The sequence below is a fragment of the Azospirillum formosense genome (genome assembly GCF_013340925.1).
In the GTDB taxonomy this organism is placed as follows: domain Bacteria; phylum Pseudomonadota; class Alphaproteobacteria; order Azospirillales; family Azospirillaceae; genus Azospirillum; species Azospirillum formosense.
In genome coordinates this window covers 1-21297 of record NZ_WHOR01000083.1, presented here as the reverse complement: position 1 = coordinate 21297, position 21297 = coordinate 1, and the positions used below count along the sequence as shown (strand labels likewise).

General features: G+C 68.3%; 21 protein-coding genes. 18 read left to right on the top strand and 3 right to left on the bottom strand.

The annotated features are described in order from the left end of the window. The 4 genes from lnt to trmB all read left to right on the top strand — a co-directional run. On the top strand, positions 1-971 hold a 971-nt coding region (lnt, locus tag GBZ26_RS13110; protein WP_174439220.1), incomplete at its 5' end, for an apolipoprotein N-acyltransferase. A gap of 113 nt (positions 972-1084) precedes the next feature. Next, the gene (locus GBZ26_RS13105) at positions 1085-1573 is read left to right on the top strand and encodes a helix-turn-helix domain-containing protein (RefSeq protein ID WP_174439219.1); all 489 of its coding nucleotides are present in this window, start codon (positions 1085-1087) and stop codon (positions 1571-1573) included. A gap of 255 nt (positions 1574-1828) precedes the next feature. Next, positions 1829-2998 carry a methionine adenosyltransferase gene (gene metK, locus GBZ26_RS13100; protein ID WP_174439218.1) on the top strand — a complete coding sequence of 390 codons (1170 nt, stop codon included), beginning with the start codon at positions 1829-1831 and terminating at the stop codon, positions 2996-2998. Positions 2999-3086: 88 nt separating this feature from the next. Further along, complete coding sequence (gene trmB, locus GBZ26_RS13095) at positions 3087-3797, top strand: tRNA (guanine(46)-N(7))-methyltransferase TrmB (protein ID WP_174439217.1); 711 nt, start codon at positions 3087-3089, stop codon at positions 3795-3797. Here trmB and GBZ26_RS13090 read toward each other — a convergent pair. Beyond that, positions 3775-4089 carry an antibiotic biosynthesis monooxygenase gene (locus GBZ26_RS13090; RefSeq protein ID WP_174439216.1) on the bottom strand — a complete coding sequence of 105 codons (315 nt, stop codon included), beginning with the start codon at positions 4087-4089 and terminating at the stop codon, positions 3775-3777. The two genes, trmB and GBZ26_RS13090, sit on opposite strands and share 23 nt — an antisense overlap. Positions 4090-4393: 304 nt before the next feature. On the opposite strand from GBZ26_RS13090, the gene rimP reads away from it, so the two are divergent. The 8 genes from rimP (at position 4394) to pnp (ending at position 14290) form a co-directional block, all read left to right on the top strand. After that, positions 4394-4879 carry a ribosome maturation factor RimP gene (gene rimP, locus GBZ26_RS13085; RefSeq protein WP_014238849.1) on the top strand — a complete coding sequence of 162 codons (486 nt, stop codon included), beginning with the start codon at positions 4394-4396 and terminating at the stop codon, positions 4877-4879. A gap of 54 nt (positions 4880-4933) precedes the next feature. Further along, entirely contained in the window at positions 4934-6469 is a 1536-nt protein-coding gene (nusA, locus tag GBZ26_RS13080; RefSeq protein ID WP_174439215.1) for a transcription termination factor NusA, read from the top strand. A 30-nt stretch (positions 6470-6499) separates the two neighbouring features. Next, positions 6500-7219 carry an RNA-binding protein gene (locus GBZ26_RS13075; RefSeq protein ID WP_174439214.1) on the top strand — a complete coding sequence of 240 codons (720 nt, stop codon included), beginning with the start codon at positions 6500-6502 and terminating at the stop codon, positions 7217-7219. Positions 7220-7233: 14 nt separating this feature from the next. Beyond that, the gene (gene infB / locus GBZ26_RS13070; protein ID WP_174439213.1) at positions 7234-9960 is read left to right on the top strand and encodes a translation initiation factor IF-2; all 2727 of its coding nucleotides are present in this window, start codon (positions 7234-7236) and stop codon (positions 9958-9960) included. A gap of 130 nt (positions 9961-10090) precedes the next feature. Next, entirely contained in the window at positions 10091-10660 is a 570-nt protein-coding gene (gene rbfA / locus GBZ26_RS13065; protein WP_174439212.1) for a 30S ribosome-binding factor RbfA, read from the top strand. Continuing rightward, positions 10650-11588 carry a tRNA pseudouridine(55) synthase TruB gene (truB, locus tag GBZ26_RS13060; protein WP_174439211.1) on the top strand — a complete coding sequence of 313 codons (939 nt, stop codon included), beginning with the start codon at positions 10650-10652 and terminating at the stop codon, positions 11586-11588. Before rbfA ends, truB begins: the two co-directional genes overlap by 11 nt. Positions 11589-11603: 15 nt before the next feature. Continuing rightward, positions 11604-11873, top strand: coding sequence for a 30S ribosomal protein S15 (rpsO, locus tag GBZ26_RS13055; RefSeq protein ID WP_035670129.1), 270 nt, complete (start codon positions 11604-11606; stop codon positions 11871-11873). 296 nt (positions 11874-12169) lie between these two features. Beyond that, entirely contained in the window at positions 12170-14290 is a 2121-nt protein-coding gene (gene pnp / locus GBZ26_RS13050; RefSeq protein WP_174439210.1) for a polyribonucleotide nucleotidyltransferase, read from the top strand. 113 nt (positions 14291-14403) lie between these two features. Here the strand turns inward: pnp and ypfJ are convergent, their stop codons facing one another. Then, positions 14404-15297 (bottom strand): KPN_02809 family neutral zinc metallopeptidase, encoded by an 894-nt coding sequence (gene ypfJ / locus GBZ26_RS13045; RefSeq protein WP_174439209.1) that lies wholly within the window; start codon positions 15295-15297, stop codon positions 14404-14406. 125 nt (positions 15298-15422) lie between these two features. Between ypfJ and GBZ26_RS13040 the strand changes: the two genes are divergently transcribed. Beyond that, positions 15423-15977, top strand: a complete 555-nt coding sequence (locus GBZ26_RS13040; protein WP_174439208.1) for a TspO/MBR family protein — start codon at positions 15423-15425, stop codon at positions 15975-15977. On the opposite strand, the gene GBZ26_RS13035 is transcribed toward GBZ26_RS13040, so the two are convergent. Further along, positions 15978-17012, bottom strand: coding sequence for a lysine-2,3-aminomutase-like protein (locus GBZ26_RS13035; RefSeq protein WP_174439207.1), 1035 nt, complete (start codon positions 17010-17012; stop codon positions 15978-15980). 65 nt (positions 17013-17077) lie between these two features. Between GBZ26_RS13035 and GBZ26_RS13030 the strand changes: the two genes are divergently transcribed. From GBZ26_RS13030 to GBZ26_RS13010, 5 genes are all read left to right on the top strand, one after another. Further along, positions 17078-17827, top strand: a complete 750-nt coding sequence (locus tag GBZ26_RS13030) for a glycerophosphoryl diester phosphodiesterase (RefSeq protein WP_174439206.1) — start codon at positions 17078-17080, stop codon at positions 17825-17827. Between the two features lie 228 nt (positions 17828-18055). Further along, positions 18056-19453: an NAD(P)H-dependent flavin oxidoreductase gene (locus GBZ26_RS13025; RefSeq protein ID WP_038531606.1), complete on the top strand. Its 1398-nt coding sequence runs from the start codon at positions 18056-18058 to the stop codon at positions 19451-19453. Positions 19454-19590: 137 nt separating this feature from the next. Further along, complete coding sequence (gene irrA / locus GBZ26_RS13020; RefSeq protein ID WP_174439205.1) at positions 19591-20022, top strand: iron response transcriptional regulator IrrA; 432 nt, start codon at positions 19591-19593, stop codon at positions 20020-20022. Positions 20023-20234: 212 nt separating this feature from the next. Next, a complete protein-coding gene (locus GBZ26_RS13015; RefSeq protein WP_014238831.1) occupies positions 20235-20654 on the top strand; it encodes a rubrerythrin family protein in 420 nt (139 codons plus the stop codon). Next, positions 20651-21244 carry a DUF3501 family protein gene (locus tag GBZ26_RS13010; RefSeq protein WP_174439204.1) on the top strand — a complete coding sequence of 198 codons (594 nt, stop codon included), beginning with the start codon at positions 20651-20653 and terminating at the stop codon, positions 21242-21244. The genes GBZ26_RS13015 and GBZ26_RS13010 overlap by 4 nt, the downstream gene beginning before the upstream one ends. Positions 21245-21297 lie beyond the last annotated feature (53 nt).

The following is a 21297-nucleotide window of genomic DNA, read 5'->3' as shown; positions in this document are numbered from 1 at the left end:
GCCGCAGCCCGCCCCAGGCGCCAAGCGCCGCCGGGCTGGCGCTGTTCGCGGCGCTTGGCGCCTGGGGCGGGCTGCGGCTGGCCGGAGCGTCCGACGCGACGGTGCCCGGCGTGCGGCTGCGGCTGGTCCAGCCGGCCATCGACCAGCGGCTGAAATGGGCGGCGGGCGAGCGGGTGCGCAACGTCCAGCAGCAGATGGAACTCTCCGCCGCTCCATCCAGTGAGCCGATCACCCATGTGATCTGGGCCGAAACCGCGGTGCCTCTGTTCCTCGACCAGGACGCCCGCCTGCGTCAGGCGCTGGGATCGGTCACCCCGCCCGGCGGGCTGCTCGTCACCGGGGTGCCGCGCATGGAGGCCGGGCCGGAGGGCGAGCCGCTCTATTACAACAGCCTGGCGGCGGTCGACGGCAGCGGTGCGGTGACGGGGCGCTTCGACAAGTTCCATCTCGTGCCTTTCGGCGAATACATGCCGCTGCGCCGCTGGCTGCCGGTCGGGGCGATCGCCGGCAACGGGGCGGAGTTCTCCGCCGGGCCGGGGCCGGTGTCGCTCGATCTCAAGGGCTTGCCGCCGGTCAGCCCGCTGATCTGCTACGAGGTGATCTTCCCGGGCGCCGTGTTGCCCGCCGCCGAGGATGGCGCCGGACGGCCGCGCTGGATGCTGAACCTGACCAACGACGCCTGGTACGGCAACACCGCCGGCCCGTACCAGCATTTCGCCATCGCCCGGACCCGTGCGGTGGAGGAGGGGATGCCGCTGGTCCGCGTCGCCAACACCGGCATCTCCGGCGTGGTGGACTCCCACGGCCGCGTCACCGCCATGCTGCCGCTTGGTCACAGGGGTGTGGTCGATGCGGCCTTGCCGGAAGCGCTTCCCACCCCCACTCTCTACGGACGGGTGGGCGACGGCGCGTTTGGGTTGCTTCTTATGACCTGTTTCGCGGTGGGCCTGCGCGCACGACATCGCAGATAGCGCATCCGAGACTCTTTTTTCAATCACGCGCATCGGGAGCGCTCGGGCGCCCTTGACTGCATACATGGATATGTCGTATCAAGGTTGCACAACTGTTTCAGGGAATTAGAGCAATGCAAGCAACGCCAGCGCGGGGCCGCCGGGCCACTGCCGGCCGTCCTAAGACGGGAAAGCCGAACCCGATCGACGTGCACGTCGGTTCCCGCGTCCGTTTGCGCCGGACCCTCCTGGGCATGAGCCAGGAGAAGCTGGGCGAGGCCATCGGCCTGACCTTCCAGCAGGTGCAGAAGTACGAGCGCGGCGCCAACCGCATCGGCGCATCGCGCCTGTTCGACCTCAGCCGCGTCCTGGACGTTCCTGTGTCCTTCTTCTTCGACGACATGCCTGCGGAAGCCGCCGCGGCCCCGGTTGACGACGACGAGGGCGCCGCTGCCGGTTTCGAGGAGCGTTCGGGCGGCTACGAGCCCGACCCGATGGCCAAGCGCGAGACGCTGGAACTGGTGCGCGCCTACTACCGCATCAACGACCCGTCGGTGCGCAAGCGCCTGTTCGAACTGACCAAGGCGGTTGCCAACTCCGGCATGGTCGAAGCGGCCGAATAAACGGTTCGAGAGACGCAAGCCGAGCAACCGGAAGCAATCCGGACGGCAGGAAGATTGGGGAACGCGGCTTTCCGGCCCGTTCCCCGATGTTTTTTTAAGGCGAATTTCCGTTGCCCTCCCCCAACCCCGGGGAGATCGCTTGACCTGGAACGCAAACCTTGTCACATACGGCAAATGACTGGCTTTCCGTGGGTGCTGCGCTGGTCTCCCCCGATAATTCTGTACAATAGCCCCCGTCCATTGCCGAGGTTCGTCGTGGCCAAGCTCAACTACGTGTTCACCAGCGAGTCCGTGTCCGAAGGCCATCCGGACAAGGTGTGCGACCGCATCTCCGACGCCATCGTCGATCTGTACCTGTCGCACGACCCCTACGCCCGCGTGGCCGTGGAGACGCTGGCGACCACCAACCAGATCGTTCTGGCCGGCGAGGTGCGCGGGCCGGAGAGCATCACTCCCGACATGCTGGTCCAGGTCGCCCGCGCCGCGGTGAAGGACATCGGCTACGAGCAGGACGGCTTCCATTGGGAGAAGATGGACGTCAAGTGCTTCGTCCACTCCCAGTCCGCCGACATCGCGGTCGGCGTCGACGCCGCCGGTGAGAAGGACGAGGGGGCGGGCGACCAGGGCATCATGTTCGGCTACGCCTGCAACGAGACCCCGGCCCTGATGCCGGCGCCGATCTACTACAGCCACGCCATCCTGAAGTCGCTGGCCGAGGCGCGCCACTCCGGCGCCGCCCCGCAGCTCGGCCCCGACGCCAAGAGCCAGGTGACTCTGCAGTACGAGAACGGCAAGCCGGTGCGCGCCACCGCGGTGGTCGTCTCCACCCAGCACGCCGACGGCCTGACCCAGGAGGAGGTGCGCGAGATCGTCCGTCCGCACGTTCTCAACTGCCTGCCGGCGGGCTGGATGTGCGACGAGGCGAGCTTCTACGTCAACCCGACCGGCCGCTTCGTCATCGGCGGTCCGGACGGCGACGCCGGCCTGACCGGCCGCAAGATCATCGTGGACACCTACGGCGGTGCCGCTCCGCACGGCGGCGGCGCCTTCTCCGGCAAGGACCCGACCAAGGTCGACCGTTCGGCCGCCTACGCCGCGCGCTACCTCGCCAAGAACGTGGTCGCCGCCGGCTTGGCCGAGCGCTGCACGATCCAGCTCTCCTACGCCATCGGCGTGTCGAAGCCGCTGTCGGTCTATGTCGACACCCACGGCACCGGCACGGTGGACGAGGACCGGCTGTCGGACGTGCTGCAGAAGCTGGTCGACCTGTCCCCGCGCGGCATCCGCACGCATCTGGGCCTGAACCGTCCGGTCTATGCGCGCACCGCCGCCTACGGCCATTTCGGCCGCGAGGCGGAGGCCGACGGCGGCTTCTCCTGGGAGAAGACCGACCTCGTCAACGATCTGCGCGCCGCCTTCTTCTAAGAAGAGGCTTCTTCCAAGACCGGACCCGTTCGTCCGGGATGCAGGGGCCGCACGGCCCCTGCGTTCGTTTTGGGACCCTGTTGTCACGATGACCGACTCCTTCCTGGACTCGTCCAAGAGGCTCTACGGGCGGCGCAAGGGGCGTCCGCTCCGCAAGCGCAAGACCGAACTGCTCGACGGGCTCCTGCCGTCGCTGGAAATCCCGGTGCCGCAGCCGGGCGACCGCATCGACCCCCACGCCCTGTTTTCCAAACCCATGCGCGACGTCTGGCTGGAGGTCGGCTTCGGCAGCGGCCACCACATGGCGTGGCAGGCGGCGAACAACCGCGACGTCGGGGTGATCGGGGCGGAGCCCTTCATCAACGGCGTGGCCGGTCTGCTCAAGCTGGTGGACGACGAGGGCGTGCAGGACAACGTCCGTGTCCTTCCAGACGACGCCCGCCCTCTGCTCGACGCCCTGCCGGACGCCTCGATCGGGCGCGCTTTCGTGCTGTTCGCCGATCCCTGGCCGAAGAAGCGCCACTGGGAACGCCGCTTCATCGGCCCGGACAACCTGCCGCGCCTCGCGCGCGTGCTGAAGGACGGGGCGGAGCTGCGTCTGGCCAGCGACGACATGGGGCTGGTGCGCTGGATGCTGGAACACACGGTCCGGCACCCCGATTTCGAATGGACCGCCCGCGGCCCGTCCGACTGGCGCCACCGCATCGCGGACTGGCCGCCCACCCGCTACGAGGAAAAAGCCATCGAGGCCGGGCGCAAGCCGGTGTTCATGCGCTTCATCCGCAAGGCGCGGGGGTAGACACCACCGGCTCGCCATAATGCTCCACCACCGGGAACGGGTCGTAGAAGCGGTGGAGCAGCGCCTTCCAGCGGGCGTAGCGGTCGGACCCCCGGAAACCTTCGGTGTGGTCCTCCAGCCGCTCCCAGCGGACGAGCAGAAGATAGCGGTCCGGCCCTTCGAGGCAGGGCCGCAGTTCCAGCCCAAGGAAGCCCGGAGTCGCGGCGATCAGGGGCTGAGCCTCGGCCATCGCCCGTTCGAAGGCCGGGCCCTGGCCGGGTCTGACGGTCAGCAGGGCCGTTTCGAGGATCACGGTGAACTCCGTCCTGGAGGCGTTTTCCGCGCCGTTCGACGGCCGCCGAGGGCTTGACCTTACCCGGGTTGGACCCGCTCACCAAGCGCCGGGCATAGGACCTTGCGGAAAAGCGCTTGCGGCCTGCTCCGGAATGTCTATATTCACCGCATGAACCCATACGGATCGGCGGCTCGGGAAACCGGGCCGGCGGGACGCTTTGCGGGTGGGCCTTGGCCCACTTATTTTTTTATCAGCGTATGGAATCCCCGTGTTGGTCCCAGGGCGCTGTGCCAGGGGAGACCGCGGGGGCGGGTCAGGTGGAATGGAAGCAACCGGTCGTATCGAGCAGATCATCACGCCGTCGGTCGAGGCCATGGGCTACGAACTCGTGCGTGTGCAGTTGACCGGTGGGCAGCGCATGGTTCTGCAGGTCATGGCGGAACGCGCCGACGGCGCGCCCATGACGGTCGAAGACTGCGCCGACATCAGCCGCGCGATCTCCGCGGTGCTCGACGTTGAAGATCCGATCAAGAGCGCCTACACGCTGGAGGTCAGTTCGCCCGGCATCGACCGGCCGCTGACCCGTCTGAAGGATTTCGAGCGTTTCGCCGGTTTCGAGGCCAAGCTGGAGACCCGGCTCGCCGTCGACGGCCGCAAGCGCTTCAAGGGCATGCTGAAGGGCGTCGACGACGGCCTCGTGTGCATCGAATCGGAACAGGGAGCCGCCCGGCTGGAGTTCGACAACATCCTGCGCGCCAAGCTGGTTTTGACGGATGAACTGATCCGCGCCAGCCAGGGCCAGGGTTGACGGCCGCTCCGGGCTTCACTCGAAGAACAAACGCCAGTCCAGGAAGTGTGACGGATGGAACTGCTGCAAGTCGCTGACGCGGTTGCCCGCGAAAAGAACATCGACCGGGACGAGGTCCTGGAGGCGATGGAGCAGGCGATTCAGAAGGCCGGGCGCTCCAAGTACGGCCACGAGCACGACATCCGCGCCCGCATCGACCGCAAGACGGGCGACATCCACCTGACCCGCCACCTGGAGGTGGTCGAGGCGGTGGAGAACGAGGCGACCCAGGTGACCCTCGCCTACGCCCAGCGCCGCAAGCCCGGCGCCCAGGTCGGCGACTTCCTGGTCGATCCGCTGCCGCCCATCGACTTCGGCCGCATCGCCGCCCAGACGGCCAAGCAGGTCATCGTCCAGAAGGTCCGGGACGCGGAGCGCAAGCGCCAGTTCAACGAATACAAGGATCGCACCGGCGAGATCGTCAACGGTCTGGTCAAGCGCGTCGAGTACGGCAACGTCACCGTCGACCTGGGCCGCGCCGAGGCGATCCTGCGCCGCGACGAGCTGCTGCCGCGCGAGCACTTCAAGAACGGCGACCGTGTGCGCGCCTACATCTTCGACGTGCGCGAGGAAGCGCGCGGCCCGCAGATCTTCCTGTCGCGCACCCATCCGATGTTCATGGCGAAGCTGTTCGCCCAGGAAGTGCCGGAGATCTACGACGGCATCATCGAGATCAAGGCGGTCGCCCGCGACCCGGGCTCGCGCGCCAAGATCGCGGTGATCAGCAACGACAGCTCCATCGACCCGGTCGGCGCCTGCGTCGGCATGCGCGGCAGCCGCGTCCAGGCGGTCGTCGGCGAGCTGCAGGGCGAGAAGATCGACATCATCCAGTGGAACCAGGAGCCGGCGACCTTCATCGTCAACGCCCTGGCCCCGGCCGAGGTCGCCAAGGTCGTGATGGACGAGGACAACAGCCGCATCGAGGTGGTGGTGCCCGACGACCAGCTGTCGCTGGCCATCGGCCGCCGCGGCCAGAACGTGCGGCTGGCCACCCAGCTCACCGGCTGGGACATCGACATCCTGACCGAGCAGGAGGAGTCGGAGCGCCGGTCGGACGAATTCCGCACCCGCTCGCAGCTCTTCATGGAAGCGCTGGACGTGGACGACGTGATCGCCCATCTCCTGGTCGCCGAAGGCTTCACCTCCGTGGAGGAGATCGCCTATGTCGAGACCGAGGAGCTGGCCGAGATCGAAGGCTTCGACGAGGATGTGGCGGAAGAGCTGAAGCAGCGCGCCCTCAACTTCCTCGACGAGCAGGACGTCCGCATGACCGAGAAGCGCCAGGCGCTCGGCGTCGAGGACGCGGTGGCGGAAGCCACCGGCTTCAGCCCCGCCCTGCTGGTGAAGCTGGGTGAGAATGGCGTGAAGACGATGGACGACCTCGCCGATCTCGCCGCGGACGAGCTGCGCGACATTCTCGGCAAGGAGGCCCCGACGGAAGACGAGGCCAACGAGATCATCATGGCCGCCCGTGCCCACTGGTTCGATGGCGAGGAAGGCGCGCCCGCCGCGGCGCAACCCTCGGCCGACGATCAGGCGGCGCAGAGCTGAGCCGGGACTTAGGACGCACAAACGGTACGGATGGTTGGGCTGAGCGACAGGAACGAACAGACTCCGGCGGACGGTGAACCGGACGGCCTTGCGGCCGAAGGGGAGACGCTGCTGCCGGCGGACCTGGAAAAGGGCCCGCTGCGCCGCTGCATCGCCACCGGAACCGTGCAACCGAAAGACGGCATGATCCGTTTCGTGGTATCACCCGACGGCGAGATCGTGCCCGATCTGGAGGAACGGCTTCCGGGCCGCGGCCTCTGGCTGTCGGGGGACAAGGCGGCCTTTACGAAGGCCATTGCCAAGAACATGTTCGCCAAGGCGGCGCGGCGCGCGGTGCGCGTCCCGCCCGATCTGGCGGAGCGGCTGGAGAAGCTGCTGGAGCGGCGGTGCCTGGATGCCTTCGGGCTGGCGCGTCGGGCCGGGCAGGCTCTGGCCGGATACGAAAAGGTGCGCGAGGCGCTGAAGACCAATCAGGTCGGACGCGCCGGACCGCCCTATCTGCTGGTCGAGGCCAGCGACGGTTCGCCCGACCAGCGGGGCAAGATCACAGCGCTGGCGCCGGATATGCCGGTCGTGGACCTGTTCGACGCCGCGGCGATGGCCGCGGCCCTGGGCCGGGAAAACGCCGTGCATGCGGTGGTGGCGCGCGGGAAGCTGGCCAAGGGATTGGCACGCGACTCCGCGCGTCTCAAGGGTATCAAAGGCTTTGTCGCCGGCTCTCCGCCGGCCGGCCACGTAAGCAACGTCTGACCATTCGGGAACCGATGACCGACAGCAACGACCAGGACCAAAAGAAAGTCTTGCACCTCTCCGGCTCCGGCAAAGGGAAGCTGGAGCTGAAGAAGCCGGTCGAGACCCAGGTCCGGCAGAGCTTCTCCCATGGCCGGTCGAAGCCCGTGACCGTGGAGGTCAAGCGTAAGCGGGCCGTGGAGAAGGGCGCTCTGCCGGGCGTGGCCGACGGCGGCGCCGCCGCGCGTCAGGCCGCCCAGGGCATCCCCGTCCGAGGTGGGCCGGGCCAGCGCCAGCGCGGCGGTGGCGGCGGCGCCGTGCGCCAGCTGACCAACCAGGAACGCGAGGCGCGCATCCGCGCCCTGCAGGGGGCGGCTGAAGACAACCGCCGCCGCGCCGAGGAAGAGGCCGAGGCCGCCGTCCTGGCCGCCGAGGCCGCCGCTCGCGCCGCCGAGGAAGCGGCGTCCCAGCCGGCCCAGGCGGTCGAGGAGGAGCCGGAGATTCTCGACGCCGAGACGCTGCGCCAGCGCGAGCTGGCGGAGCTGCGCGGCATCGAGGAGGCGGAGCGCGCCAAGGCCCAGGAGGCCGAGCGCCGCCGCCAGGAAGAGGAAGCCAAGCGCAAGGAGGCCGAGGAGGCCAAGCGCAAGGACACCGAGCAGACCCGCCCGCAGGGTGCCCGTCCCGCCGGTGGCGCCGGTGCGCGCACCGCGGCCACCACCACGGAGGCTCCGGCCGCCCGTGGTCCGGGGGCTCCGGCCGCTCCCCGCTTCGGCGAGGAAGAGGACGACCGCCGCGGCAAGCCCGGGAACAAGAAGGCGCCGGCTCCGGCTCCGGTCCGCAAGGCCGCTCCGGGCGCTGATCGCCGCAAGGGCTCCAAGATGACCGTCTCGCAGGCGCTGAGCGACGAGGGTGGTGAGCGCACGCGCTCGCTGGCCGCCGTCCGCCGTGCCCGTGAGCGCGAGCGGCTCCGTCAGATGAGCCGTCAGGAGACGCAGAAAGTGACCCGCGACGTCGTGCTGCCCGAGGTCATCACCGTCCAGGAGCTGGCGAACCGCATGGCGGAACGCGGCGCCGACGTGATCAAGCAGCTCATGCGCATGGGCGTGATGGCCACCATCAACCAGACGATCGACGCCGACACGGCGGAGCTGATCATCGCCGAGTTCGGCCACCGCGTGCGCCGCGTGTCGGAGGCGGACGTCGAGGTCGGCCTGCGCCTCAACGACGATGCGGAAACGGCGCTGATGCCGCGTCCCCCGGTCGTCACGATCATGGGCCACGTCGACCACGGCAAGACCTCGCTGCTCGACGCCCTGCGCCAGACCGACGTCGTCAGCCGCGAGGCCGGCGGCATCACCCAGCACATCGGCGCCTATCAGGTGCAGCTGGAGTCGGGTGCGAAGATCACCTTCATCGACACGCCGGGCCACGCCGCCTTCACCGAGATGCGCGCCCGCGGCGCCAACGTCACGGACGTGGTGGTGCTGGTCGTCGCCGCGAACGACGGCGTGATGCCGCAGACGATCGAGGCGATCCATCACGCCAAGGCCGCGAAGGTTCCGATCATCGTCGCCATCAACAAGATCGACCTGCCCGACGCCAAGCCGGACCGTGTCCGCCAGGAACTGCTCCAGCACGAGCTGGTCGTGGAAGAGCTGGGCGGCGACATCCAGACCGTGGAAGTGTCGGCCAAGGCCAAGCGCAACCTGGACAAGCTGGAGGAGGCCATCCTCCTGCAGGCGGAAATCCTGGAGCTGAAGGCCAACCCGGAGCGCACCGCCGAAGGCGTCGTGGTCGAGGCCAAGCTGGAGCGCGGCCGTGGTTCGGTCGCCACCGTGCTGGTCCAGCGCGGCACGCTGAAGGTCGGCGACGTGTTCGTCACCGGGTCGGAGTGGGGCCGCGTCCGCGCCCTGGTCAACGACCGCGGCCAGAGCGTCGAGCAGGCGGCCCCGGCCAGCCCGGTCGAGGTGCTCGGCCTCAACGGCACGCCGCTCGCCGGCGACGATTTCACCGTCGTCGAGTCGGAAGCCCGCGCCCGCGAGATCGCCGAGTTCCGCCAGCGCAAGAAGCGCGAAGCCGCCAACGCGGCGTCGGCCCGCGGCTCGCTGCAGGACATGTTCAGCCGCATCCAGGCCGGCGAGGCCAAGGAACTGCCGGTCGTCATCAAGGGCGACGTGCAGGGCTCCATCGAAGCGATCTCCAACGCCCTGGAGAAGCTCACGGCGGAGAACACCGAGGTCAAGGTCCGCGTGCTGCACGCCTCGGTGGGTGCGATCAACGAGTCCGACGTCACGCTGGCGAACGCCTCCAACGCGATGGTCTTCGGCTTCAACGTCCGCGCCAACCCGCAGGCCCGCGACATGGCCAAGCGCGACGGCGTCGAAATCCGCTACTACTCGATCATCTACAACGTGATCGACGACGTGAAGGCGGCGCTGACCGGCATGCTGTCGCCGACCCTGCGTGAGCGTTTCATCGGCTACGCCGAGATCCGCGAGGTGTTCAACATCACCAAGGTCGGCAAGGTCGCCGGTTGTATGGTCACGCAGGGCACGGTCAAGCGCGGCGCCGGTTGCCGTCTGCTGCGCGACAACGTCGTCATCCACGAGGGCACGCTCAAGACGCTCAAGCGCTTCAAGGACGAGGTCAAGGAAGTGCGCGAGGGTTACGAGTGCGGCATGGCCTTCGAGAACTACGACAACATCCTGGCCGGCGATATCATCGAGGCCTTCGAGATCGAGGAGGTGGCGCGCGAGCTGTAAGGCCCGCCGTCGCATCCCGGCTCAAGGACCGGCTACAGATGACGTTACAGATGACAAGGGCGCCCGTGCGCCCTTGTCGCGTTTTCGCGGAGGGACAAATCCCTCTCGCACCGCATTCGGGATCGACAGCATGAGAAAGAAACACGATCTGGCCGGAAAGCCGCCGTCCCAGCGCCAACTCCGCATCGGCGAGGAAATCCGCCATGCCCTGGCGGACCTGTTCCGGCGCGGCGACTTCCACGACCCCGAACTGGCGGAATTGAACGTCACGGTGACCGAGGTGCGGATCAGCCCGGATCTGCGCAACGCCACCGCCTTTGTCACCCCGCTGGGTGGTGGCCCGATGGACGAGACGCTGTCGGCCCTGCGCCGCGCCGCGCCTTTCCTGCGTGGCCAGGTCGCCCGCACCATCAACCTGCGCCACGCCCCGACGCTGAGCTTCGAGGCGGACACCTCCTTCGACTATGCCGGTCGCATCGACGACATCCTGCACAGCCCGGCGGTCGCCCGCGACGTCGGCTATCGCTCGCTTGCCGACCGCGTGAACGGCGACGACGACCATGACGACGAGGACGACGGCTGGGACGAGGAGGACGAGACCGAGACGGACGACGTCGACGGCGATGAAGACATCGACGACGATGACGAGGATGAGGATGAGGGCAACGGCGGCGGGAACGAGGGGCGCCGTGGCTCGTAAGCGCAAGGGCGAGCCGATCCACGGCTGGATCGTGCTGGACAAGCCGGCGGGGATGACCTCGACGCAGGCGCTGTCCAAGGTGCGCCGCCATCTGAACGCCGAGAAGGCCGGGCATGGCGGCACGCTGGACCCCATCGCCACGGGCATCCTGCCCATCGCGCTGGGCGAGGCGACCAAGACCGTCTCCTACGCCATGGACGGCGAGAAGACCTACCGCTTCACCGTGGCCTGGGGCACCCGCACCACCACCGACGACCGCGAGGGCTCGGCCGTGGAGACCTCCGCGGCAAGGCCCGACGCCGAGGCGATCCGCGCCGCGCTGCCCGCCTTCCTCGGCTTCGTCGAGCAGGTTCCGCCGCAATACTGCGCGCTCAAGATCAACGGCGAGCGCGCCTACGACATCGCCCGCGAGGGCGAGGTGGTGGACATCGCCCCGCGCACCGTCCGCATCGACCGGCTGGAGCTGATTGAGACCCCGGACGCCGACCACGCGGTGCTGGAGGTCGATTGCGGCAAGGGCACCTATGTCCGCTCGATCGCCCGCGACCTCGCCGAACGGTTGGGGACGGTGGGGCACATCCGCGATCTGCGACGCCTGCGCGTCGGGTCCTTCACGCTGGACGGGGCGATTTCCCTGGACGATCTGACCGCGATGGAGCAAGGTGCCGCGGTCGAAAGACTTCTGCTGCCGATCGAGACCGCGCTGGACGACATCCCGGCGCTGGCCCTGACGGACGCGGAAGCGCACCGACTGAAGCACGGCCAGACGGTGGCACTCCTCACCCGGCAGGACCGCGAACGCCTCACGGCGCTGCGCGGCGATGTTGGTGGGGATGGCACCGTCATTGCGCTTTTCGGCGGAAAGCCGGTGGCGCTGGCGCGCGTGGAGGGGGCGGAGGTCCGTCCGGTGCGCGTTCTCAACCTATGAACGATGGAGACCCCGATGTCGATCACGCCCGATCGCAAGCAGGAACTCATTAAGGACTATTCCCGCGGCACCAACGACACCGGCTCGCCCGAGGTCCAGGTCGCGATCCTGTCCGAGCGCATCCGGAACCTGACCGAGCACCTGCAAGGCCACAAGAAGGACTTCCACTCCCGTCGTGGTCTGCTGGTGATGGTCGGCCAGCGCCGCCGTCTTCTCGACTATCTCAAGAAGAAGGACAACAGCCGCTACGCCACGCTCATCGAGCGTCTGGGCCTGCGTCGCTGATTTCCAAAAGGCTTCCGTTCCGGTGACCGAACATCCGTCCCGATCAGCGCTCGATCCACCGCACCGCGTTCCGGTGCACCGGGGAGTGTCGCGCCGGTCGGGGCGTGCTGTTGTTCGCGAAGGTGTGTTTTAGTCAAACGGCCGGCCCGGACCTTCCGGGACCGGCCGTTTGATGTTTTTGGCCCTTTTCGGGTTTTGCCCTTTGTTGGGTTTTCACATGCGGGGTCCGACGACCGATGGCCCCGGCTTAGGCCAGCAATCCGGCGGGCCTAGGTGTCGGATGGAAGGAAGAATCCATGTTCAAGGTTTTCCGCAAAGAAATCGAATGGGGTGGACGCAAGCTGACGTTCGAGACGGGCAAGATCGCCCGTCAGGCCGACGGCGCGGTGCTGGTCACCTATGGTGAGACCACGGTCCTCTGCACGGTCGTCGGCGCCAAGTCGCCGAAGCCGGGCGTCGATTTCTTTCCGCTGACGGTCAATTATCAGGAAAAGTCTTTCGCAGCCGGAAAGATTCCCGGCGGCTTCTTCAAGCGTGAAGGCCGCCCGACGGAGAAGGAGACGCTGGTCAGCCGCCTGATCGACCGTCCCATCCGTCCGCTGTTCGCCGATGGCTTCCGCAACGAGACGCAGGTCATCTGCACCGTGCTGAGCCATGATCTGGAGAACGATCCGGACATCGTCGCGATGGTCGGCACCTCGGCCGCGCTGACGATCTCCGGCATCCCGTTCCTGGGTCCGATCGGCGCCGCCCGCGTCGGCTACGTCGACGGCCAGTATGTGCTGAACCCGACCATGGACGCCGTTGGCGGTTCCGCGCTCGACCTCGTGGTCGCCGGCACCCAGGACGGTGTGCTGATGGTCGAATCGGAAGCCAAGGAGCTGTCCGAGGAGGTCATGCTGGGTGCCGTGATGTTCGGTCACAGCGGCTTCCAGCCGGTCATCGACGCCATCATCGATCTGGCCGAGCAGTGCGCCAAGGAGCCGTGGGACCTGCCGGAGCCGGCCTACGACCGCGCCGCCCTGAAGGCGAAGCTGCGCGCGACCGTCGGCGCCGACGTGGAGGCTGCCTACACCGAGACGGTGAAGCAGGTCCGCTACGAGAAGATCGGCGCCGCCAAGGCGAAGGCGCTGGAGTCCCTGGCCGAGTCCTTCGAGACCCAGGCCATCGCGACCGAGTTCAAGGAGCTGGAGGCCGACATCCTGCGCGGCGCCGTCCTGAAGACCGGCCGTCGCATCGACGGCCGCGACACCAAGACGGTCCGCCCGATCGTGTCGGAGGTCGGCGTGCTGCCGCGCGCCCATGGTTCGGCCCTGTTCACCCGCGGCGAGACCCAGGCGCTGGTCGTCACCACGCTGGGCACCAGCCAGGACGAGCAGATCATCGACGCGCTGCAGGGCGAGTACCGGGAGCACTTCATGCTCCACTACAACTTCCCTCCGTACTCGGTGGGCGAGGCCGGCCGCATGGGCTCGCCGGGCCGCCGCGAGATCGGCCACGGCAAGCTGGCGTGGCGCGCCATCCACCCGCTGCTGCCGAAGAAGGAAGACTTCCCCTACACGCTCCGCGTGGTGTCGGAAGTGACCGAGTCCAACGGCTCGTCGTCGATGGCGACGGTCTGCGGCACCTCGCTGTCGCTGATGGACGCCGGCGCTCCGCTGGCCCGTCCGGTGGCCGGCATCGCCATGGGCCTGATCAAGGAAGACGACGGCTTCGCGGTCCTGTCGGACATCCTGGGTGACGAGGATCACCTGGGCGACATGGACTTCAAGGTGGCCGGCACCGACGCTGGCATCACCGCGCTCCAGATGGACATCAAGATCACCTCGATCACCGAGGAGATCATGAAGATCGCTCTGGGCCAGGCCAAGGACGGCCGCCTGCACATCCTGGGCGAGATGGCCCAGGCCCTGACCGGCGCCCGCGAGGCGGTGAACGAGAACGCCCCGCGCATCACCGTGATCAACATCCCGAAGGAGAAGATCCGCGACGTGATCGGCTCCGGCGGCAAGGTGATCCGCGAGATCGTGGAGCAGACCGGCGCCAAGATCGACATCGAGGACGACGGCACGGTCAAGGTCGCCGCGGTGGACACCAAGGCCGCCCAGGCCGCCATCGACTGGATCAAGGGCATCGTCGCCGAGCCGGAAATGAACGTGATCTACACCGGCAAGGTCGTGAAGGTCGTCGATTTCGGCGCCTTCGTGAACTTCCTGGGCTCCCGCGACGGCCTCGTCCACATCTCCGAGCTGGCGCAGCAGCGCGTCGGCAAGGTGTCGGACGTGGTGTCGCAGGGTGACTCGGTGAAGGTGAAGGTCATCGGCTTCGACGACCGCGGCAAGGTGAAGCTGTCGATGAAGCAGGTCGACCAAGCCACCGGCGAAGACCTGACCAAGAAGGACGGCCCCGCCGCCTGATCCTTCTTCCCCGCACAAGCGGGAATGGTCCTTCTCTCCCTCCCCTGCGAAAGCGGGGGAGGGTCGGGGAGGGGGCAAGGCGCCGAAAGGCGCCTTTTTCTTTGTCTGAACCGCTACAGCCGCTCCGCCCCGAACGTGTCGCAGGCGTTCAGCTCGCCACGCTCAAGACCGGTGCGGAACCATTGCACCCGTTGGGCGGAACTGCCGTGGGTGAAGCTGTCCGGCGTCACGGTGCCGCGGGATTGCCGTTGCAGGCGGTCGTCGCCGATGGCGCTGGCCGCCGTCAGGGCCTCCTCGACGTCGCCGGGCTCGATGATCTGGCGCTCGCGGTTGGCGTGGTTGGCCCACAGGCCGGCGAAGCAGTCGGCCTGAAGCTCCAGCCGCACCGACAGCCCGTTGGCGTCGGCCTGGGAGCCGGCCTGCCGCTGGGCCTGCTGCACCCGGTCGGAGATGCCCAGCAGGTTCTGCACATGGTGGCCGACCTCGTGGGCGATCACATAGGCCTGGGCGAAGTCGCCCGGCGCGCGGAAGCGGTCGCGCAGGTCGCGGTAGAAGCTGAGGTCGATGTACACCTTGCGGTCCTGCGGGCAATAGAAGGGACCCATCGCCGCCTGGGCGAAGCCGCAGCCCGAATCCACCGTGCCGGAGAACAGCACCAGAGCCGGGTCCTGGTAGGTGCGGCCGATCTGCTGGAACTGGGCGGCCCAGGTGTCCTCCGTGTCGGCGAGCACGACGGAGACGAAGCGCTTCAACTCGTCGTCGCCACCGCCGCGTGGGACGTCGGACTGCTCGGTGCGGGCCTGCTCCTGCGGGACGGTGCCCTGCAGAAGGTCCAGCGGGTTGATGCCGAGCAGGAGCGACACCACCACGATCACCGCCAGCCCGCCGATACCGATCCCGCCGCGCCCGATGGGAATGCCGATCCCGCCGGTGCGGAACCCGCCGCTTCCGGGCGCGCCGCGCCGGTCCTCGACATTCTCGCTCTCGCGACCGTCCTGCCACCGCATCGCCCGATCCTCCCCCGACGCATTGCGAGAGGAGAACCAGCGAGGGGGGGCGGCTGTTCCGGCGCTCCGCCGGATGCGTCAACCACGCGCTTGACCGCAAGCGGGGCCGTGCCATTTCCTAAAGCATGAACCACCGCTCCTTCGTCCCGACGGAACCCGCAACCGACACCGGCCCGCTGCCTTTCCACGTGTATTGGTGGCAGGCTCTGGTCTTCTGGCTGCTCACCAACACCTATGGCGTGTTCGAGCGGGGCGGGGAGCCGTTTCCCGGCTATCAGCCTTCGCCGCTGCAGCCGCCGGGCTGGGCCTTTCCCGTCGTCTGGTTCAGCATCAGCCTGATCCAGCTCTGGGGCTGCGTGCGGCTGCTGAACGCACCCTGGACGATCCGCTGGCGCCCGGCGTTGATCGGCATGCAGGGGGCGCTGTGGCTGCTCTACGCCAGCTTCGGCTTCGCCTATTTCACCATGGGCAGCCCGATCCTCGCGGCCGCCTGGACCATCGCCTACTTCATCATCGCGTCCACCTGCGTGCTTCTGGCCTGGCCGGACGACCGCGCCATTGCGGCGAGCTGGCTGCCGCTGGTGCTTTGGACCGGCTTCGCCTCCATCGTCGCCATTCATGGCGTCGTCCTCAATCCGGACCCGCTGTTCGGGCTGGGGCCGGGGCTGGGGACGCGCTGATCAGCCGCGGTAGCGGTGGGCCGCCCCGGTGAAGTCCTCCGCGAGATAGCCGCCCTCGCCGTCGGGCCGCACCCAGCCCGGAGCCGCAGGGGCCTTGCCGTGCCCGCCGGGGATGTCCAGCACGTAGGTCGGCTGGCAGAGGCCGGAGACGCGCCCGCGCAGCCCCTTCACCAGCGCCTGCCCTTCGGCCAGGGTCGGGCGGAAATGGCTGGTGCCGGCGGCGAGGTCGGGATGGTGCAGGTAATAGGGTTTGATCCGGTTGCGCACCAATCCCCGGAAAAGAGCCTCCAGCGCTGCCGCGTCGTCGTTGATGCCTTTCAGCAGCACCGTCTGGCCGAGCAGGGGAATGCCGGCGTCGGCCAGCCGGGCGATGGCGCCGCGCGCCGGCTCCGTTAATTCATCGGCGTGGTTGACGTGGATGGCCATCCAAGTTGCCAGTTCCGGCGCCTTCAGCGCCTCGATCAACTCCGTCGTGACGCGCGCCGGGTCGGCGACGGGGATGCGGGTGTGCAGCCGGACCACACCGACATGGGGGATGTCCGACAGGCTGCGGACGATGTGGGACAGGCGCCGCGGCGACAGCAGAAGGGGATCACCGCCGGTCACCACCACCTCCCACACTTCGGGATGCGCACGCACGTACGCCAGCGCGGCGTCCAGCTCCTCGGGCGACAGGGCCTCGCCGCCCGGACCGACCATTTCCCGCCGGAAACAGAAACGGCAATAGACCGCGCAGGCGTGCAGCGGCTTCAGCAGGACCCGGTCGGGGTAACGGTGGACGATGCCCTTCACCGGGCTGCGCACCACGTCGCCGATGGGGTCCTCGCGCTCCTCCGGCGCGGTGTACGCCTCCTCCGGAGAGGGGACGTACTGCGCGTACAGGGGATCGCCGGGCGCGGCGTCCGCCAGCGTTTCCAGCAGGTACGGGGTCAGGGCGATGGCGTAGCGGTCGGCCACGGCGGCCACGGCCTCGCCCGCCGCGGGCGTCATCAGCCCGGCGGCCACCAGATCGGTCACGCTGTGGGCTGCCTTCATCGCTCGTTCCCGATCCGCCGCTTTGCGCCTAGTATGAGAGGCCCGCTCTTACTCCCGCAGGACCCATGCTGTCGACTCTTCCCCGCCTGATCGGCCACCGCGGCGCCAAGGAAAGCGCGCCGGAAAACACGCTCGCCAGCCTGCGCGAGGCCGCCCGCCAGGGCGCCGCCTGGGTCGAGGTGGACGTGATGCTCACCCGCGACCGCGTGCCGGTGCTGATTCACGACGACACGCTGGAGCGCACCACCAACGGTGCCGGGCCGGTGCCGGACCTGACTCTGGCGGAGCTGAAGGCGCTGGACGCCGGTTCCTGGTTCGATACCCGTTTCGCCGGCGAAACGGTGCCGACCCTGGAGGAGGCGCTGGGCGTGATCCGCAAGTTGGGTCTTGGCCTGAATCTGGAGATCAAACCCTATCCCGGCCAGGAGGTGCCGACGGCGGAAGCCGCGCTGGAGCTGTTGAAGCGGCTGTGGCCCGCCGGCCTGCCCCTGCTGGTGTCCAGCTTCGAGGTGCCCTGCCTGGAGGTGGCGCGCGACCGGGCGCCGGAGATTCCGCGCGGCTACCTGCTGTGGGATCCGCCCGCCGACTGGGCGGCCATCGCCGACCGCATCGGCGCGGCCACGCTGAACGTCCATCAGGATCGCCAGACGGCGGAGAGCGTCGCCGCCTACCGCGCCACCGGGCGCCCGGTGCTGGCCTACACGGTCAACGACGCGGCGCGGGCGCGGACGCTGTTCGGCTGGGGTGTGGCCGGTGTCTTCACCGACGCGCCGGGCCGGCTGGCGGCGGAGCTGGCCGCCGGAACGACCCCGTGAGACGGTTCTCCCGGGGACCACAGGTTGACGTTTGGGGACATGTCGTCGTGACAGATTTTTTTCTAACACCGCGAATCCGCTCGTCCGCACGGAAATTTCCTCATATATAGATCGCTCATGGCGGCTGGGCCGTCGGGGGCACGACTCCCGGCGGCGTTTTTCGTCGTCTTTCGGGTCGCGCTGTCCGGGCGCCCGCACGCGGGCGCTCTCATGGTCTTGGAGGTTTCGTTGAAGGCGCTTAAGCCGTTGCTGATGTCTGGCCGGGAGGTTCTGCCGCTCGTCGAGGGTGGCAAGGGAATTGCCGTCTCCAACGGGGAAAGCTCGGGCGCCTGGGCGGCGGCCGGGGGTATCGGCACATTCTCGGGCGTGAACGCCGACAGCTACGACGAGAACGGGAATCTCCTGCCGCAGGTCTATCACGGCAAAACCCGTCGCGAGCGTCATGACGAGCTGATCAAGTTCGGCATCCAGGGCGGCATCGCGCAGGCGCGCATCGCGCACGAGGCGTCGAACGGCCAGGGCCGCATCCACATGAACGTCCTGTGGGAGATGGGCGGCGCCGAGCACATCCTGCACGGCGTGCTGGAAGGCTCCCAGGGCCTGATCCACGGCGTCACCTGCGGCGCCGGCATGCCCTACCGGGTGGCGGAGATCGCCGTTCACTACGGTGTGCATTACTACCCCATCGTCTCCTCGGCCCGCGCCTTCCGCGCCCTCTGGCTGCGCGCCTACCACAAGTTCCGCGAGAACCTGGGCGGCGTGGTCTACGAGGACCCGTGGCTGGCCGGCGGCCACAACGGCCTGTCCAATTCCGAGGACCCGCTGAAGCCGGAGGATCCGTTCCCCCGCGTCCTGGCGCTGCGCCAGATGATGAACAGCTTCGGCCTGAACGACACCCCCATCGTCATGGCGGGCGGCGTCTGGTGGCTGTCGGACTGGGAAGACTGGATCGACAACCCCGACCTCGGCCCGGTGGCCTTCCAGTTCGGCACGCGCCCGCTGCTGACCCAGGAAAGCCCGATCTCCAACGCCTGGAAACATCGTCTGCTGACCCTGAAGGAAGGCGACGTCTTCCTGAACCGCTTCTCGCCGACGGGCTTCTACTCCTCCGCCGTCAAGAACCCGTTCCTGATGGACCTGATGGCCCGCTCGGAGCGTCAGGTGGCCTATCTCCCCAAGCCGGTGGGCGAGCATTCCGCCGAACTGCCGCTGGGCCCGCGCGGCCGGCCGGTCTATGTGACCGAGACGGACAAGGCCCGCGCCGAGGGCTGGCTGTCCCAGGGCTTCACCAGCGGTCTGAAGACGCCGGACAGCACGGTCATCTTCGTCACGCCGGAGCAGGCGGAGCGCATCCACCGCGATCAGGTGGACTGCATGGGCTGCCTGTCGGCCTGCAACTTCTCCAACTGGGCGCAGAACGAGGAAGGCACGAACGGCAAGCGCGCCGATCCGCGCTCCTACTGCATCCAGAAGACCCTGCAGGCGGTCAGCCACACCGACGACTGCGAAAACCAGCTCATGTTCGCCGGCCACAACGCCTTCCGCTTCGCGTCGGACCCGTACTACAAGGACGGCTTCATCCCGACCGTGAAGCAGCTGGTCGAGCGGATCGCCACCGGCTACTGACGCCGGCGGCCCGCGGGTTTGCGGGGGGCGCTTGCCCCCTGACCTGAAATCGTTCTAAAGTGAGCGGGCTGCGGCGGATCGCCGCGGTCCGTTTCGCGTTCCGACTTTGTGACCTGAACCACGGCGAACAGACGACGATGACCGGCACCCGACCCTTCAAGCGCGCCCTCGACCGCCTGCAGACGGCAGGCTTCCGCCCGACGCGCCAGCGTCTGGGTCTGGCCCGCCTGCTGTTCGAAGGGGAGCACCGCCACGTCACCGCCGAGCAGCTCCACACCGAGGCGATGGGGGCGGACCTGCGCGTCTCGCTGGCCACGGTCTACAACACGTTGAACCAGTTCACCGCCGCCGGCCTGCTGCGCGAGGTGGTGGTGGAGGCGGGCAAGTCCTACTTCGACACCAACACCAGCGACCACCACCACTTCTTCCTGGAAGGGACCGGCCGGCTGGAGGACATCCCCGGCGACGACGTGGTGGTGCAGCATCTGCCGCCGGCCCCGCCGGGCACGCGCATCGCGCGGGTGGATGTGATCGTCCGGCTGAGCGCGGACCAGGGCGAGGATCGCTGAGGGGCGGGCGGTCCATGGCCGCTTTTCGGAAAGATTGCGGCCGATGGCCGCTTCTCGGAAAAATCCGTCTCCCAGCCGGGCCTTCAGGGAATTTCCGGAACATTGACGCGTTTTGGGAGCAATGGCATAAGCCGTAGCCGAGGCTCGGCCGCCGGAGGCCCCACGCCCGCGCGCGGCCGGGCCGGACAGAACCCCGTCTGGAGAACGCCGCCATGTCGCTGAAGGGCACGAAGACCGAGCAGAACCTCAAGGCGGCCTTCGCGGGGGAGAGCCAAGCCAACCGCCGCTATCTCTATTTCGCCCAGAAAGCCGACGTGGAAGGCCACAACGAGGTCGCCGCCGTCTTCCGCTCCACGGCAGAGGGCGAGACCGGCCACGCCCATGGCCATCTGGAATTCCTGGAGGAGGCCGGCGACCCGATCACCGGCCTGCCCATCGGCGACACGGTGAGCAACCTGAAGGCCGCCATCGCCGGCGAGACCCACGAATACACCGACATGTATCCGGGCATGGCCCGCACCGCCCGCGAGGAAGGCTTCGAGGAGGTCGCGGACTGGTTCGAAACGCTGGCCAAGGCCGAGCGCAGCCACGCCGGGCGGTTCCAGAGGATGCTGGACCAGCTGTCGTCATGACGGCACGCCGGACCGCGATCACCCGCGCCGACATCCTTCCCCTGGACCGCTACGCCCGCGAACGCGCCGCCCGCCGCAGCGCGCTGGTCGCTGTGAAGAGGAAGCGCCGCGTCGCGGTCGGCCCCTACGCCCTCGTCCATTTCGAGAATTACGAGACGATGTGGCAGCAGGTCCACGAGATGCTGTTCATCGAGCGGGGCGGCGAGGCGCAGATCGACGGCGAACTGCGCGCCTACAACGGCCTGATTCCCCAAGGGACGGAACTGGTCGCCACCGTGATGTTCGAGATCGCCGACCCGGAACGGCGCGCCGCCGAGCTTGGCCGGCTGGGCGGGGTGGAGCGGACGATGACGCTGCGCTTCGCCGGCCACACGGTGACCGGCCGGCCGGAGGAGGACGTGGAGCGCACGAACGAGGCGGGCAAGGCGTCCGCCGTCCATTTCCTGCATTTCGACTTCACGGCGGAGCAGATCGCCGCCTTCCGCGCCCCTGGGACGGAGGTGATCCTCGGCATCGGCCATCCCCGGTACGGCCACATGGCGGTGATGCCGGAGGCGGTGCGGGCGGAGCTTTCGGGGGATTTCGGGTAGGCGGGACCTGTTGCCCCCTCCCTGGGCCTGCCCCCCCCTCGGGGGACCAGAGG

What these genes read in the sequence shown, in the direction of transcription:
- GBZ26_RS13105 (WP_174439219.1), top strand. Translation starts at nt 1,085, where the DNA reads ATGCAAGCAACGCCAGCGCGGGGCCGCCGGGCCACTGCCGGCCGTCCT.
- trmB (WP_174439217.1), top strand. Translation starts at nt 3,087, where the DNA reads ATGACCGACTCCTTCCTGGACTCGTCCAAGAGGCTCTACGGGCGGCGC.
- rimP (WP_014238849.1), top strand. Translation starts at nt 4,394, where the DNA reads ATGGAAGCAACCGGTCGTATCGAGCAGATCATCACGCCGTCGGTCGAG.
- nusA (WP_174439215.1), top strand. Translation starts at nt 4,934, where the DNA reads ATGGAACTGCTGCAAGTCGCTGACGCGGTTGCCCGCGAAAAGAACATC.
- GBZ26_RS13075 (WP_174439214.1), top strand. Translation starts at nt 6,500, where the DNA reads ATGGTTGGGCTGAGCGACAGGAACGAACAGACTCCGGCGGACGGTGAA.
- infB (WP_174439213.1), top strand. Translation starts at nt 7,234, where the DNA reads ATGACCGACAGCAACGACCAGGACCAAAAGAAAGTCTTGCACCTCTCC.
- rbfA (WP_174439212.1), top strand. Translation starts at nt 10,091, where the DNA reads ATGAGAAAGAAACACGATCTGGCCGGAAAGCCGCCGTCCCAGCGCCAA.
- rpsO (WP_035670129.1), top strand. Translation starts at nt 11,604, where the DNA reads ATGTCGATCACGCCCGATCGCAAGCAGGAACTCATTAAGGACTATTCC.
- pnp (WP_174439210.1), top strand. Translation starts at nt 12,170, where the DNA reads ATGTTCAAGGTTTTCCGCAAAGAAATCGAATGGGGTGGACGCAAGCTG.
- ypfJ (WP_174439209.1), bottom strand. Translation starts at nt 15,297, where the DNA reads ATGCGGTGGCAGGACGGTCGCGAGAGCGAGAATGTCGAGGACCGGCGC.
- GBZ26_RS13040 (WP_174439208.1), top strand. Translation starts at nt 15,423, where the DNA reads ATGAACCACCGCTCCTTCGTCCCGACGGAACCCGCAACCGACACCGGC.
- GBZ26_RS13035 (WP_174439207.1), bottom strand. Translation starts at nt 17,012, where the DNA reads ATGAAGGCAGCCCACAGCGTGACCGATCTGGTGGCCGCCGGGCTGATG.
- GBZ26_RS13030 (WP_174439206.1), top strand. Translation starts at nt 17,078, where the DNA reads ATGCTGTCGACTCTTCCCCGCCTGATCGGCCACCGCGGCGCCAAGGAA.
- irrA (WP_174439205.1), top strand. Translation starts at nt 19,591, where the DNA reads ATGACCGGCACCCGACCCTTCAAGCGCGCCCTCGACCGCCTGCAGACG.
- GBZ26_RS13015 (WP_014238831.1), top strand. Translation starts at nt 20,235, where the DNA reads ATGTCGCTGAAGGGCACGAAGACCGAGCAGAACCTCAAGGCGGCCTTC.
- GBZ26_RS13010 (WP_174439204.1), top strand. Translation starts at nt 20,651, where the DNA reads ATGACGGCACGCCGGACCGCGATCACCCGCGCCGACATCCTTCCCCTG.